The sequence below is a fragment of the Paenibacillus sp. 1A_MP2 genome, from assembly GCF_052244825.1.
Taxonomy (GTDB): domain Bacteria; phylum Bacillota; class Bacilli; order Paenibacillales; family Paenibacillaceae; genus Paenibacillus; species Paenibacillus vandeheii.
In genome coordinates this window covers 2520447-2534984 of sequence record NZ_JBQQCS010000001.1, presented here as the reverse complement: position 1 = coordinate 2534984, position 14538 = coordinate 2520447, and the positions used below count along the sequence as shown (strand labels likewise).

At 49.9% G+C, this 14538-nt stretch carries 8 protein-coding genes and 1 pseudogene; 1 reads left to right on the top strand and 8 read right to left on the bottom strand.

Going from position 1 to position 14538, the window contains the following annotated elements:
- Window positions 1-8: 8 nt before the first annotated feature.
- From ACTWJ7_RS12400 to ACTWJ7_RS12385, 4 genes and pseudogenes are all read right to left on the bottom strand, one after another.
- Entirely contained in the window at window positions 9-1523 is a 1515-nt protein-coding gene (locus ACTWJ7_RS12400) for a PD-(D/E)XK nuclease family protein (protein WP_443145500.1), read from the bottom strand.
- Entirely contained in the window at window positions 1502-4324 is a 2823-nt protein-coding gene (addA, locus tag ACTWJ7_RS12395; RefSeq protein ID WP_443145499.1) for a helicase-exonuclease AddAB subunit AddA, read from the bottom strand. The genes ACTWJ7_RS12400 and addA overlap by 22 nt, the downstream gene beginning before the upstream one ends.
- A pseudogene (gene addB / locus ACTWJ7_RS12390) lies at window positions 4321-7826 on the bottom strand (helicase-exonuclease AddAB subunit AddB). Before addB ends, addA begins: the two are co-directional and overlap by 4 nt.
- A 193-nt stretch (window positions 7827-8019) precedes the next feature.
- Complete coding sequence (locus ACTWJ7_RS12385) at window positions 8020-9396, bottom strand: class I SAM-dependent rRNA methyltransferase (protein ID WP_443145498.1); 1377 nt, start codon at window positions 9394-9396, stop codon at window positions 8020-8022.
- Window positions 9397-10007: 611 nt separating this feature from the next.
- Here ACTWJ7_RS12385 and ACTWJ7_RS12380 point away from each other — a divergent pair.
- Window positions 10008-11009: a Na/Pi cotransporter family protein gene (locus tag ACTWJ7_RS12380; protein WP_079349662.1), complete on the top strand. Its 1002-nt coding sequence runs from the start codon at window positions 10008-10010 to the stop codon at window positions 11007-11009.
- A gap of 56 nt (window positions 11010-11065) precedes the next feature.
- Here the strand turns inward: ACTWJ7_RS12380 and ACTWJ7_RS12375 are convergent, their stop codons facing one another.
- The 4 genes from ACTWJ7_RS12375 to ACTWJ7_RS12360 all read right to left on the bottom strand — a co-directional run bounded on the left by ACTWJ7_RS12375 (window position 11066) and on the right by ACTWJ7_RS12360 (window position 14537).
- A complete protein-coding gene (locus ACTWJ7_RS12375) occupies window positions 11066-11500 on the bottom strand; it encodes an NUDIX hydrolase (RefSeq protein WP_079349663.1) in 435 nt (144 codons plus the stop codon).
- Window positions 11501-11609: 109 nt separating this feature from the next.
- Window positions 11610-12956: a tRNA (N(6)-L-threonylcarbamoyladenosine(37)-C(2))-methylthiotransferase MtaB gene (gene mtaB / locus ACTWJ7_RS12370; protein ID WP_301878039.1), complete on the bottom strand. Its 1347-nt coding sequence runs from the start codon at window positions 12954-12956 to the stop codon at window positions 11610-11612.
- Complete coding sequence (locus tag ACTWJ7_RS12365) at window positions 12916-13722, bottom strand: 16S rRNA (uracil(1498)-N(3))-methyltransferase (RefSeq protein ID WP_443145497.1); 807 nt, start codon at window positions 13720-13722, stop codon at window positions 12916-12918. Before ACTWJ7_RS12365 ends, mtaB begins: the two co-directional genes overlap by 41 nt.
- Before the next feature lie 137 nt (window positions 13723-13859).
- On the bottom strand, window positions 13860-14537 hold the full coding sequence (locus ACTWJ7_RS12360; protein WP_024628489.1) for a site-2 protease family protein: 678 nt from the start codon (window positions 14535-14537) through the stop codon (window positions 13860-13862).
- Window position 14538 lies beyond the last annotated feature (1 nt).

Here is a 14538-nt window from a genome sequence, read left to right as displayed (position 1 = left end):
ATTTCACTTTATAGCTTCACAGCATGTCCACCATCAAAAAAGTACAGCCACTTCCGGTCTACTTTCCGACCCAAGATATCTTCAATGGCCCGGCCGTACAACTCCAGCTGGAAACGATAGTTTTCCGTCAGTTTGTCCAATCCGCCACGATGCTCTAACACCTGATCTGTCTTGTAATCGAGTAAAACAAGTTCGCCATCCACCTCATACAGGCAATCAATAATCCCCTGTACCAGCACCGTTTCATTTTCTAATGATGCCTGCATCTTACCGTCTTCCTCCACCGTTTGCATGCCGGCATTCGGTGACAGTTCATGAAGCCATTCGGCAGGAGACTGATGTGCCGGAAGTCCATAAATAAACGGAATCTCCCGTTTCACCCACTCCGCACGCAGCAATTCTGTGCCAGGTTCTGTATAGAAGAATCCAGCCAGTTGTTCAGAATCAATCACCTCTGCCTGATGGGGGAGCAGAATCTGAAGCTCGACTAACCGCAAAAGTGTCTGCTCAACGATTTGCGAATCAACGAGTGAGCCATCTACAGGAAGATGCTGCATCAACGTATGATATACGGTTCCCCGTTCGGCTCCGGTCAGTTGTTTCTCCTCCATAAATTTGGGACGACGCAGATGCAATTTAAAGGTCGAGCTTCCATCCTTCAGCCCACGGTTCTCAGAAACCGTGAAAGCCTCCACTTGTTCTTCCATTTCATCCATCATTTGAACGGACGGATGGTCCTGCATCGCAAGCAATGTTTTCAGCTCGGTGACCGAAGTGCTGGCAGCCACTTGCGTTGCTGCTTGATGGGGATATGTCCACGACAGTCGTTTATCAACCTCGCGAATTAGCTGTACTCCCTTTTGCAGACCTGCTGCTGAAGATACATCTTCATCCCCGATGTCTCGTAGGGCTGCATCTTGTCCATCCTCGGTCATCCCTATTTCTGTTGGGCTGGGAAACAGCTCCACAGGCTGAACTGCTTTTAGGGCAGCAATCCGCTCTTTCCGCACTTCTGTCATGCCTTCATCCTCACCAAGCGTCTGATCCACAACTATTTCTCGGGATACTTGATCAGCTGAAATGACGGAAATGCCCCAGCGTGATTCATCATCCACAAGGCAGGCAGCAAATGAATCAGTGCCTCCCGCAAGTTCACGCAGTAAAGCTGCATCTGGATGTCTCATCAGGGATGGACCGATCCAGTCCAGATAACTCCGTCCGGCTGCAAGCAGGTAGTCAGGCAGCACCCGTTCCGGACTGTCCTTAATCTGAGACCAGGCGACTGCCTTTTTAACAACGTCTTTCACGGTACCGACCAAAATCATTTTCTCTTTCGGACGGGTCAAAGCCACATAGAGCACCCGCATCTCTTCGGCAAGCAGCTCAAACTGGGCACGACGACGAATCGCCAGATTTGCCAAGGTTGGATAGGCAACCCGATTCTCACGATCTACAAACCTCGGGCCAAATCCCAGCTCCTTATGCATCAGAAACGGCGAATTCAGATCCTGCTGATTGAACATTTTGGATATACCCCAACAAAAACAATAGGGAATTCCAAGCCCTTACTCCGGTGAATCGTCATGATGCGCACTGCATTGTCCTGCTCACCAGAACCACCTGCTACAGTCCCAAGATCTCCACCGTTCTCACGTAGTCTGGACACGTAGGTCAGGAAGCGGAACAATCCACGGTTGGCCGTTGCCTCCTCATATTGCCGCGCGCGATCATATAGGGCCTTCAGGTTACTTTGACGCTGCATACCTCCAGGTAGGCCACCAACCCAGTCCAGATAACCCGTTTCCCGATACATTCGCCAAATGAGTTCGCTCAAGCTGCCCTGTCTGGCTTCAACCCGCCACTGCTCCAGCTGACGCATAAAACGAATTAACTTATGCTGCAGCTCTGTGCTGGTACCGTTTTCCCTATCCGCATCATCGCTTATACGTCCACCCATACTTGCATCTATACCAGCATCCATAATCTCATCTATATTTGCATGTGCAGAGGATTCATGTATGCCTTCCATAACATCTGCCTCGGCGGATACCGCCGATTCCCGCTGCCCCTGTTCAATCTCTGACCAGACTTCCGGCCATTGCAGCTGAATTGCGGATGAATCAGGATGCGAAGCGTACTCTCCATGCTGTCTGGAGATGTTCGACGAACTTGCGAACGCTCCTGTAGCGGATACAACAGCATCATAGAAAGACTGTCTCTTGTCCCCAAGGCGAATCTGGGCCAACTCCTCTTCATCCAGTCCGACAATTGGTGAACGAAGCACGGAAGCAAGCGGAATATCCTGCCTTGGATTATCCACAATCTGCAGCAGGGACAACATTACTTCCACTTCCGTCGCCTGAAAATACCCTTTGCTCTGTTCCCCTCCGGCAGGAATACCCTGCTGTCTGAATTCCTCAATCATGAGTGGCGCCCACATCAGGGCAGAACGCAGCAAAATAACAATGTCTCCGTAACGCGCAGGTCGCATGGATTTGAGGGCTTTATCATAAACGTTAAGGGCTGGTTTATCCGTATCTCCGACCATTTCACGAATACGGCGAGCCATGGCTCGTGCCTCCAGCTGAGCGGTTTCGAGCTCGGCACTCTCCAGCTCAGCAGAAGGCAACGCATCCCCATTCTCGTCCGTGCTTTCCGTGAGATCAGGTCCTCCGCCTTGACGATCGATCAACATAAGTTCAGGTGTGTATGCCTCATCTCCAAGCGTCTCTGCCGGGAAAGTAGCCCCATAAGCGAGCTGCGCTCGTTCATCATAGGCAATCTCGGCAACCCCTTCGTTCATGAGCTGCTTGAATAACATATTGACCGAATGGACTACTTCTGCACGACTGCGGAAGTTCCGTGCAAGATCAATACGTCGTCCTGCACGTAATGAGCCGTTCTCTCCGTCCGCATCCGTATACGCTGCATATTGACGGTATTTATTCAGAAATAGGCCGGGTTCAGCCAGACGAAAACGGTAAATGCTCTGTTTTACATCACCGACCATAAAGCGGTTCCCCGGATTTTCTCTGGAGATCAATCTGACGATATCTTCCTGTACCGTATTGGTATCCTGATATTCATCCAGCAGCACTTCATCAAAACGTGCCCGGTATTCCATTGCTGCATCCGAAGGCATGGAAAGCTCAGGCGTAGAATCCTCATGACGCAAAATGTGAAGACAGTAATGCTCCAAATCACTGAAATCGACCTGACTGCGCTCTTGCTTGGCCTGTCGATATCGCTCTCCAAATGCACTGACCAGCTTGGACAGCTCTTGCATGAGTGGTGCCGCCTGCTCCAGCTCTTGCCAGAAAGAAAAAGCACTTCTTCCAAACAAGGACCCTTTCAGGTCTGTAACGGCTTTTTTTGCAGCCTCACGCAGTTCCTTGACCTGTTCTTGCAACCCCGGGTCCGTCTGGTCCTTTTTACAAGGCTTCAGCTTGCCAAAAGCTGCGGGCTGAAACACTTCAGGCAATCTTTCCCACGGCATAACCTCAACAGCAGAAAGAAGCTCTTCGACCATAGCCAAATCTTCTTTTAACGTATCTGCATAAGGTTTCGGGCCTTCCGGCTGCATCGATATACTGATCCCTTGGCGCAGAAGACCCGCCGCACCACTCAGGGCAAGAGCGGCATCGCGCAATATACTCTGAACCCAAGCAGAATGGCCAAGCGCCTCAACACTTTCTACCTGAAAAGCAGATGCCATCTCCGCAAGCCAATGATCAGGCCAGGAATGACTGCGCGAGAAATCATACAATCGCTGCACAAGTCGATGCATTGCATCATCGTTCCGTTCCCCACTGAACCAATCCACCAATTCACGGAATGTACTGCCTTCGTCTTCTTCCCCATACTTTTCTTCGAACAACTGCTCCAACAATTCCTGCCGCATGATTTCGGCTTCATTTTCATTTAAAATTCGAAAAGCCGGGTTTAGTGGTATTTGCTGATAATACCGACGAATGACTTCCATACAGAATGAATGCAGTGTCGTAATCGAAGCGCGCCCAAGCAGGGACAGTTGTTTGCGCAGATGTTCCTCCGCAGGCTGCTCTTCAAGTGCGCGTTCCAGCGCTTCCCGAATCCGCTGCTTCATCTCGGCAGCAGCAGCTTTGGTAAATGTGGCGACCAGCAAACGATCTACGCTGAATCCACGGGAAGGGTCTGCGATCTTGCGAATAATCCGTTCAACCAATACAGCCGTCTTCCCGGAACCCGCTGCAGCAGCAACCAGAATGTCTTCTCCACTCTGTGAGATGGCACTCCATTGGTCATCACTCCAGAAGCTTCCCTCCGGTTTTGGCATATTCGTCATGATGTTTCCCCTCCCTTGCCCTGAGACAGCATGTCCCAGATTTGCTGTTTGCCCGGTTTGGACAACAGATTATATTCATTACCTTCGATATTTTCATCAAATTGACAGACCGGTTTATACGGACAGAAAGTGCAAGCAACCTCCTGCTGGATACGATAAGGCTCAATCGCCACATCCCCTTCCGTAATTCGGGTGCCAATCTCGCGGATATTACTGCGAACTGAAGCAAGCAAAGTATCCCATTGCTCCGGTGTAGCTACAGCAGCACTGCTATAAAAGCTGCCATCCGCCTTAAGCGCAACCGGAATAATGGCTGAATAGCCTTTGTCCAGGGTATTGTCCATTTGAGCGATCGCATCCCGGTCCGCCAGGAGCAGGCCTTTCATTTTGAATCGTTTCAGCAGTTCTTGTCCTGCCTGCTCAGATGTCATGCCGTTCGCGGATTGAAGCAACGGATTATGCACATGGAAATAGAGTGTTCCTCCAGGCATCGCCGATTCTCCAAGCCATTCCTCGGCAGCACTAAGCAGCACCTCCAGATACGTGAGCATCTGTAATGACAGGCCATAATACACCTCATGCAGTTTGAGATCGGTCTGGCTCGATTTGTAATCAATGACTCGCAGCAGCAGGCCGTTCTCTCCTTCAGCCACATCCACACGGTCGATCCGACCCACAATCTCCATCACACAGCCATTTTCCAATTCAAAACGAAGCGGTGGCAGCGGTTTACCTGGTCCAAAATCAAGCTCCAATCCAATCGGCTCAAAGCTTCCCCGTCTGGACTGTTCACCCAATATAACCGACGCCCGGCTAACGATGTCCTTCAGCTTGCGGAAGATGTAACCATACCGTTTCGTGCTGAGCAAAATCTCTCCCTGCAGCTGTGGTGCAATCTGCTCCACGGTGTGCTCCGCTTCCTTCCGGCATTCCTCCGGAGATAGACTCCCCAGCTGCGATTTTGCTCACGCAAACGTATTGCAAGCTGACTCAAGGCAGCATGGAACAGTTGTCCAATGTCGGGAGCTTGTAAGCGATACAGTTGGCGCTCTTTCAGCCGCAGTCCATGGGAGGCAAAATGGGAGAACGCACACGCCACAAAACGCTCCATTCGCGAGACACTGGTCCTTACCTCTGTGCCATATAATCTACGGCTGGTAACGGTACGCAGAGGTAACGCCCGATTGCGATAAAAGACCGATCCAAGCAATTGCTCCAGCTGAGGCCTGCTCGTCTCCCGAGAGACATGCCAGTTATAGATCGCCCACCACATTTCAGGAATATCTTCTCCACGACGCCATCTGCGCAATTGTCCGATGAGATAGGAAAGGCTCTGATCAGGATGGATAACGTAAGACCAGTGTACCTCTTCCACATCCGTGACCGGCGGCTGGGCAAGTAATGGCTGCTCATTCAGACCGAACATCTTCCGCACATGTCGTACAATTTCCGAGGGCAATAGTGTCTTGCCTTCATCATCTGCGATGGGATAACTGAGCCACAACTGCTTGCTTGCCGCTGTCAGGGCGGTGTATATCAAAAAGCGTTCGTCCAGCATTTGTCTTGTTGCCCCTGGTCCAAGCCCCATACCTCTCTCCGTCAAGAGCAGTCGTTCCTGCTCGGTTAATACACCATCATCCTGAGGCACGGCAGGCAGCTCCCCATCTACCGCACCCAGAATAAATACGTACTTGATATCCTGAAGACGTGTACGATCCATCGATCCAACCAACACCTGATCGAGCGCTGGAGGAACGAGTCCCAGCTTCAGTTCGGTTAACCCGGTCTCCATAAGCCCGGCGAACAGATCGATATCCAGCCGTTCCGCCCCCATCATATCGACCATCTGATCTAACAGATCAAGGACGGCACCCCACATTTGACGATGCTCTCTCGATCGTTCCGGATCACCCTGGACCTTGGCTTCAGCAGACATATGATCCAGCTTCCAGGGAATCTCGGCATCCTCCAGCAATCGATAAAGCGCCGCACATTGGTCTTTGGCTGTCTTTGCCTTACTCATTCGTTTCTCAAAAGCACCCAGTGGATCAACAATCACTGTTCGGCATTTTTCCATTAAGGACAGCATCTGCTCCCGTCCCCGACTGCGGACATCCTGATCATTGTCTTCCAGAGAAAGACTGGGTACGTACTTCCATGGCTTTCCATCTGTCCAGCGGTATCCGTGAATTCCGCAAGCCAGTATATAATTTTCGAGCTGGTCCATATCTTCACGTGTGATGGATCCGTCTTGTGGAAGCAGCAGATCCGTTTTGACACAGCGAAATACATCCTCATAACGCCAGCGGCGGCGAACGATATCCAGTGCCGAACGAATAAATTCAGATAATGGATGATGTAGTTCATTTCTTCTCCGATCCAGAAAGACAGGCACACCATAGTCCCTAAATAGGGGCTCAGCAATGTCCGCATATGTATCCAGCTGACGAACGAGCACTGCCATATCACGGTAACGCGCACCTTCATCTTGAGCCAGACGACGCATCTCACGGAGTGCCCCTTCCATCTCAGCCCGACGGTTCTCAGCTGTGTAAAGTCGGATACCTGCATCGCGACCTTCACTCATCCAGCGAACCCTGCGATCAAAACCAGCCTCCAAATGAGCCAGTCCAGGACTGCCTTCATATCTATGCAAAATTTCCGGTTGAAGCACGGTCGTCTCACTAAGGACCCCCAAATCCTCTGCCATGCCTTTGAGGCGCGCGTAAGCACTCGCTGTAGGATGGAACAGCTCCAATTCTCCTGGAAGTGCACCATGGTCGTAAGCACGATCCAACGTCAATGCAATTGTGACGGAAGAAGCTTGCAGCATTAATCTTCCAATAACACTCATTTCCTGCGGGGTAAATCCTTGAAATCCATCAATCCAGATCTGTGCATCTTGCAGTAACGCGCTTTCCGTCAACCGCTCTGTCAGTTCAGTCAACGTGTCTTCATCATCGATATATAGTTCAGTCAATTCCTTTTCATAGTCACGGTATATAAGAAGCAAGTCATGCAGCTTGTCTCCCAGAATCGGTGCTGAGGAGGAGGAAGTATTCCATGCGGAAAGTCCTTCTTCCAGCGAAGTGGGGTCAAGTTCATAACGTTTAAACTCACTGTATAAGTCATTCAGTTCTCCTATAAATCCCAGCTGGCTGCCCGATGCTCCAAACAGCTTCAATTCTTCTTTACGGCGCTGGAGCACTTTATAGAGCAGCATTTTTTTTCCTTCAGCGCCAATGGGAATTCGCGCAGAACCACCTGCCTCCTGCATTACCCGGTAGGCTAATCGGCGAAAACCAAGCACTTCAGCACGCATGGTACCTTTAATAGCCCCTGAAGACACCAGTGACTGCTCGGTTCGAAACGAACTCTGTTCCGGAACCAGCAGAATCAGCGGTTTACCTTGTGGTTCCTTTTGAAGCAGGGATGTGATTTCCCGGGTAATCAGCGCGCTTTTACCGCTGCCTGCCCGGCCAATAACAAAGCGTACGGACATGTTTAATCCTCCAAATCATCACGAACAAGATTTTAATTCCCAGTATAACATATTTGACTTGGTTCGGAACATACGTTTGCCACTATCCGGCAATTCTAGAGATCATCTGTGCAGCATAGCAAAAAGCCCGCAGCTTATCCAAACTGTGGGCTTTTGCTTAAATGTATGTCCGATTTAGATTGAAATCGCTCAATTAATTCTTTTTGCTGCGTACTTCGAAGATGGCAAATTTCAGATAGTGACCTTCGTCTACACCCAAAATTTGGGGATGATCCTTACCGGCTGCTTTCCAGTCGATCAGACGCAGCACTTTGCCTGCGTCTTCGGCTGCATCTGCTATCGTTTCCAGAAAGAGATCCGGACGCATATGGTAAGAACAGCTTGCTGTTACCAGATACCCGCCCTCATTCACCAGCTTCATTCCTTGCAGATTGATGTCCTTATATCCACGGCATGCGCCTTTGACTGCTGATTTCGTTTTGGCAAACGCTGGCGGATCCAGGATGACCACATCAAATGTTTTACCACCGGCTGCAAGCGCTTTGGAAGTATCCACTTTCTGTTCACCAGCACGCGCACGTACATTACGATCATCCAGTCCTTTGACCTGCTCACGCAAGTATTGGAACGCATCCGCAACGACAAATTCGACCCGGTCAGTGAAACCGTTCAGCTCTACGTTGGTTCGTGCACTTTCAATCGCATGCTCTGAGATATCAAGGCATGTTACTTTTTTGGCTCCATATTTGCAGGCGTTCAATGTGAAGCTGCCTGTGTGAGAGAAACATTCCAGCACAGTGGCTCCGTCCCAATAAGGGAACGTCACAACCTTGCCGCTTTTATTGACAGGAAGTAACTGCTGCGTACCATCCTGCTCGGTCTGTTGGAGCGTAATGCCACTCTTGTAACCCCAGCCCTTCATAAGCGGTTCGATGGCTGCACGATTCTCGCGCTGGTCGAAGAAGTACCCTGTTTTCTGACCCTCCACGATATCTACCTTAATGAGCAAGCCGTTTTCCGTTACCGTGACATGACGCGGGCAATCCCCATACAGTGGCCCTTTCGTCTGCTCCAAGCCTTCCAGTTCACGAATAGACACATCACTGCGTTCATAGATGCCTTCCGGCTGCATCACTTCAATTAGAGCTTGTACGATCGCTTCGCGGCAACGGTCCATGCCCAATGTGAGCAATTGAACAACAAGGATGCTGCCAAAACGGTCAACGATTAGTCCTGGCAGAAAATCAGCTTCGCCATAAACGAGACGGTATGCCTCACCATCCTGGATAAAACGCTCCCGGTGGCGCAAGCAATCGCGGAAACGCGCTGCAAAAAACGCAGTATCCATTTGTTCAAACTCCAGAGGTTGATAGGCCACGACTCGAACTGTGATTTGAGATGCAGGATTATCGTACCCCGTCGCGAGATAGCGACCTTGATGATTTAATACGTTGACCAGATCTCCCGGCTCGGGGTTTCCTTCAACAGAGGCGATTTCATTGTTATATATCCATGGATGTGCATGTTCAAGCCGCTTTTTGCGACTGCGTTCCAGTGTAACTGATGGCAAGATAGATCCACTTCTTTCATAGTTAGTTAAAAAGATAGGCTTGGTGCAAAGGAGACCGCTTCGGGGATGGATTGGACTTTCGATCGCTGTTGTCTCCAGATTTTTCTGATTCCCTTACTCCACAGGGAAAATCCGGAGACAAAGGCGAACGCTTCGCTTCTACAGTTCCAATTCCATCCCCTCCGCTCCGTTGCAGAATCTCCGTATCTTTCGAATAGGGGTGCGGTAATTTAGGTGATCGCTTCGGGGATGGGTCGGACTTTCGATCGCTGTTGCATTGTACAGATGAATCTCAAATTTCACACTTACCACTACGATGACAGAACAACCTTCCGATCGCTGTTATCCCCAGATTTTTTTGATTCCTTTTCTCCAAAGGGAAAATCCGGGGATAAAGGCGAGCGCTTCGCTTCTTCAGTTCCAATTCCATCCCCTCCGTTGCAGAATCTCCGTATCTTTCGAATAGGGGTGCGGTAATTTGGGCGACCGTTAAGATAACTTATTGGTCTTTCAAATGCTATTGTCTCCAGAATTCCGTTAGCCTGTCATGGTTGTCCTTGCTTTCTCATAGGATGAGATAAGGACATGCACGGAAGGAATGATGTTAACTCATGTTCAGAGATGTTGTGCTGCCCCTATTATATGGGCTTCTTATCTTTTTGGGTGGGATGAAGCTGATGGAAACAGCCTTGCAACGGATGGCCGGGCCGATGCTGGCTGGTTTTCTGGGCCGGGCCACCTCTGCACCCTGGAAAGGCATGGCTTTCAGTGCAGGCGCTACAGCCCTGCTGCAAAGCAGTACGGCTGTCACGGTGCTAACCATTGGACTGGCAAACGCCAGATTGATTACCTATGGACGCACACTTGGCATTATTCTTGGAACGAACATCGGAACGTGCCTGACCACCGAGCTGGTCGGACTGCAGATCGGACGAGTCTCCCTGCCTCTGCTTGCCCTGTCCCTGACAGGCTGGGCCGTCTTTGTTGTGCTTGGTGAACGAAATCAGTTGGCTCCTGAGCGCACACGCCGGACGCTGTTTACCATGCAATACAGCTTTCTTGCGTCCGCCGGATTTGCCCTCGTCATGACAGGCATTCAAGTGATGCAATCCATTGCAATACCGCTGCGGAGTATGGGCGTATTCCAGTGGTTCCTGGACCGCTCAGCAGACAGCTTGTGGTGGGGCTTTCTGGCAGGTGCCTGTCTGACGGCGCTCATTCATAGCAGCGCAGCCGTTATCAGCATGGCCATTACGCTTGCAGCCACAGGAGTACTGCCTGTGGAGATCGGCATTGCCATTGTGATCGGGTCGAACGTGGGGACCTGTATCACCGCCGTGATTGCTGCCGCTGGCGGAGCATCCGCAGGCAAATTTGTCGCAGCCTCCCATGTTGTATTAAACATAGCGGGGGCGCTGCTGTTTATGCCGCTGATCGGCCAGCTGCATGCAGCTTCGGCCTGGCTGTCAGCGGATAACGGGGCACAGATTGCGCATGCCCAGACCCTTTTTAACGTCACCAGTTCACTGCTTGCCTTGCCGTTCTGTTACTTGCCGATTTGGCACAAAAAACCACCGGTCTCCACCCCAGTGGCGAAGTCACCCGTGGCCTGATGTTTAGAACTCTCTCGACAATCAGCAGCGATACATCCTCACTCAAAAGAAAACCGCTATACGGTAATGCCTAATTTGTTCAGCGCCACACGTAAAATGTCATCGTTATTATCGTATCCGCTATGCTGCTGTCTCGACCAAGCTTCTTCCGGAGTGTACCAATCCACACCTTTGATTTCTTCAATCTGAGGCTGCAGATCGCCGCTTTCCGCTTCAACGAGATAATAATGAACTTCCTTGTCCACTGAACCAAAATCAGCATGCTGATACGTATAGGCGATGATATCGACGGGTTCTATAATGCGGCCAACCATGCCCGTCTCTTCCAGAATCTCACGAAGCGCGGTCTGTTCCACCGTTTCTCCGTCTTCCATCTTGCCCTTGGCGAGAGTTGTTTTGCCGTAGCGATCTACAATCAGTTGAATTTGAAGCTTTCCGTCTTCTCCCGTGCGGTAGACGACTCCGCCTGCCGAAATTTCTTTTCTGTTCATGCTGCTCTCCCCATTTCGGAATTGTCTTCATCTTTTTTGGAAAAAGAAGGACCTCATCTCCACGGGTACGCTCCCCAAGGAAATGAAATCCTTGTTTCTGACGCCTCGATTACATCGCTGCGGACTTGAGATTTTCCTCCAACACACGAACCAGCGTAGCCTGGCTTTCATTCACACCCGCCTCGGTCACTTTGACACGGCACACTTTGCCAACCATATCCATGGAACCATCAAAGACCAGCTGAATGTAGTTGTCACTGTAGCCATGCAGTTTACCACTGCCCTCACGGCCCTTGGCTTCACCTTCAGGAATGACATCCAGTACCTTCCCCACAAACTGCTTGGCGTATGCCAGTTGCATTTGCTCAGACAGATCAATCAGTTCATGCACGCGTGCATTTTTGACTTCCTCATCCACCTGATCCTCCATACGTGCTGCTGGCGTTCCAGTCCGCTTGGAATATGGGAATACGTGCATTTCGGAAAAACCGATTTTCTTCATCAGATTATAGCCGTTAAGGAACATCTCATCCGTCTCACCCGGGAACCCAACAATAACGTCAGTTGTAATCGCTACATCCGGCATCGCTTCCCGAATGCGAAGCATTTTATTGTAAAACTCTTCGGTCGTATATTTACGGCGCATGCGTTTCAGTACGATATCATCGCCCGCTTGCAGCGGAATGTGGAAGTGACGTACAAGTTTGTCTGAACGTTTGATCACATCCAGCATCCGATCGTCAATCTGGCTCGCTTCAATCGAGCTGATTCGAATACGCTCCAGGCCTTCCACTTTGTCCAAATCCCATAACAGATCCGTCAGATCATAGTTCTCCATGTCATCGCCGTATCCACCGGTATGAATGCCTGTCAGGACAATTTCCTTGTATCCGGCGTGTACGAGTTGATGAGCCTGTTGGATAATGCTGTTTGCTTCCCGGCTGCGGGACAGTCCACGCGACCACGGAATAATGCAGAATGTGCAGAAGTTATTGCAGCCATCCTGAATTTTCAGGAAAGCACGGGTACGATCAGCAAAATCCGGTACATCCATCTCTTCAAATACCCGCGTTTTCATAATGTTGCGTACCGCGTTGACAGGCTGACGTGATTCCTGAATTTCTTTGACATATGGCAAGATTTTGTCCCGATCCTGTGTACCGATGACAAGATCCACCCCAGGGATGTCCAGAATTTCTGCCGGAGAAGTTTGCGCATAACAGCCTGTAACGGCTACAATCGCATCCGGGTTGCGCCGAATGGCACGACGGATAATCTGGCGGCTCTTTTTGTCGCCGGTATTGGTTACTGTACAAGTATTAATCAAGTATACATCCGCTGTCTGTTCGTCAAAGTCTACCTGATCGTATCCTTCGTTTTTGAACAATTGCCAAATCGCCTCTGTATCATAAAAATTAACTTTGCAGCCTAAGGTGTAAAACGCCACGGATGGCATAATTACATTCCCCCATTTCTCCGGATTCATATAAGACACAAGTTAGCGCCGCCATTCCGGCCGTCTCGGCCCGCAAGATGCGTTTGCCCAGTCCAACGGATACAGCACCCGCCTGATCGGCTTCCATCGTTTCTTTCTCGGAAAATCCGCCCTCAGGTCCAACAACAATCAACACTTCAGCACTCGCACCAGGTGCAAGCTGCTCTACAAACGGCTTCAATGCGTCTCTTAACTGCTTGCCGTTTTCCTTTTCATAACAATAACATACCAGACTGTAGCCCTCAAAAGAAGATAGCAGCCCTTTCCAGGAAAGTGGCTGCTCGACGGATGGAATGCGGTTCCGATGGCTCTGTTCAGCGGCTTCCTTGGCGATTTTCCGCCACCGCTCCAACCGTTTGCCTTCTTTCTTGGCATCATATTGTACAATGGTACGCTCAGACAGGAAAGGAACAAAGGAAACTGCTCCGATTTCTGTACATCTTTGGATGACCGTCTCCATCTTATCGCCTTTGGGCAAGCTTTGAGCCACAGTTACACGTATACGCGCTTCATGGTCCATTTCGAGAGGTTCCACAATATTCGCTGTTACTTGCTGAGCCTCGATGCTTTCAATCTCCACCAAAGCTTCTTTGGAGTTTCCATCACTGACAATCAGTTTATCTCCAGGTTTACCACGCATCACTTTGCCGATATGGCGCGCATCATCACCCGTGATGACCACGGAATGTTCATTAAACTGTTCTGCAGATACAAAATAACGCTGCATAAGTCTGTCCACCCATTCTATCCTGTTATGACTGGAATTCACCCCGCTAAAGGCAGGCGTGAATCCAATCGCCACAGATGATCATACAACTTTTATGTGCTTCTGACCAGTATTTCAGTCCCATACACTATACGTTTCTAACGATATAAACCGATGATTAACCTTGCCAGATCTACATACATATTCTGGGCAAATTGATATAAAGGTTGAATCGTCGCATTTTGCAATGGAGGAATGACAAGGATCAAAAGGAAAATAAATATGGACCATTGCTCTACCCCTTGCAGCTTCCGGCTGATCGAAGGCGGCAGAATATCCTCCAGAATTCGATATCCGTCCAATGGAGGCAACGGAATCAGGTTAAAGAGAAACAGGAAAAAGTTCGTTAGGTTAAATATGGAGAAAAACATGGAAATTGCTGTAAGCAAACGCTCATTTTCAATGCTACCCAGTGCTCCCGAACCAACCAACGAAGCATAGATGATCGTACCGATGATCGCCAGCAGCAAATTGCTTACAGGCCCAGCAACGGATACTATGACGCCCATTAGTCTTGGTTTGTCAAAATTGGCCCGATTGACCGGAACCGGACGGGCCCAACCGAAACCGGCAATAACGAGCAGCAGTACACCGAACAAGTCAAAGTGTACGACCGGATTCAGTGTGACCCGACCTAGAAGCTTAGCCGTCGGATCACCAAATTTGTTGGCAAAATACGCATGAGAGAATTCATGCACGGTAAAAGCAATCAGGATGGTCAGCAGGAAAAACGGCAGTTGATCCAGCGGATAACGAAAGAACGAGTTCAAATCCATC

Bases quoted from the DNA above. Each gene is read 5' to 3' on its own strand.
- ACTWJ7_RS12400 (WP_443145500.1), bottom strand. From the start codon at position 1,523: ATGTTCAATCAGCAGGATCTGAATTCGCCGTTTCTGATGCATAAGGAG.
- addA (WP_443145499.1), bottom strand. From the start codon at position 4,324: ATGACGAATATGCCAAAACCGGAGGGAAGCTTCTGGAGTGATGACCAA.
- ACTWJ7_RS12380 (WP_079349662.1), top strand. From the start codon at position 10,008: ATGTTCAGAGATGTTGTGCTGCCCCTATTATATGGGCTTCTTATCTTT.
- ACTWJ7_RS12375 (WP_079349663.1), bottom strand. From the start codon at position 11,500: ATGAACAGAAAAGAAATTTCGGCAGGCGGAGTCGTCTACCGCACGGGA.
- mtaB (WP_301878039.1), bottom strand. From the start codon at position 12,956: ATGCCATCCGTGGCGTTTTACACCTTAGGCTGCAAAGTTAATTTTTAT.
- ACTWJ7_RS12365 (WP_443145497.1), bottom strand. From the start codon at position 13,722: ATGCAGCGTTATTTTGTATCTGCAGAACAGTTTAATGAACATTCCGTG.
- ACTWJ7_RS12360 (WP_024628489.1), bottom strand. From the start codon at position 14,537: ATGGATTTGAACTCGTTCTTTCGTTATCCGCTGGATCAACTGCCGTTT.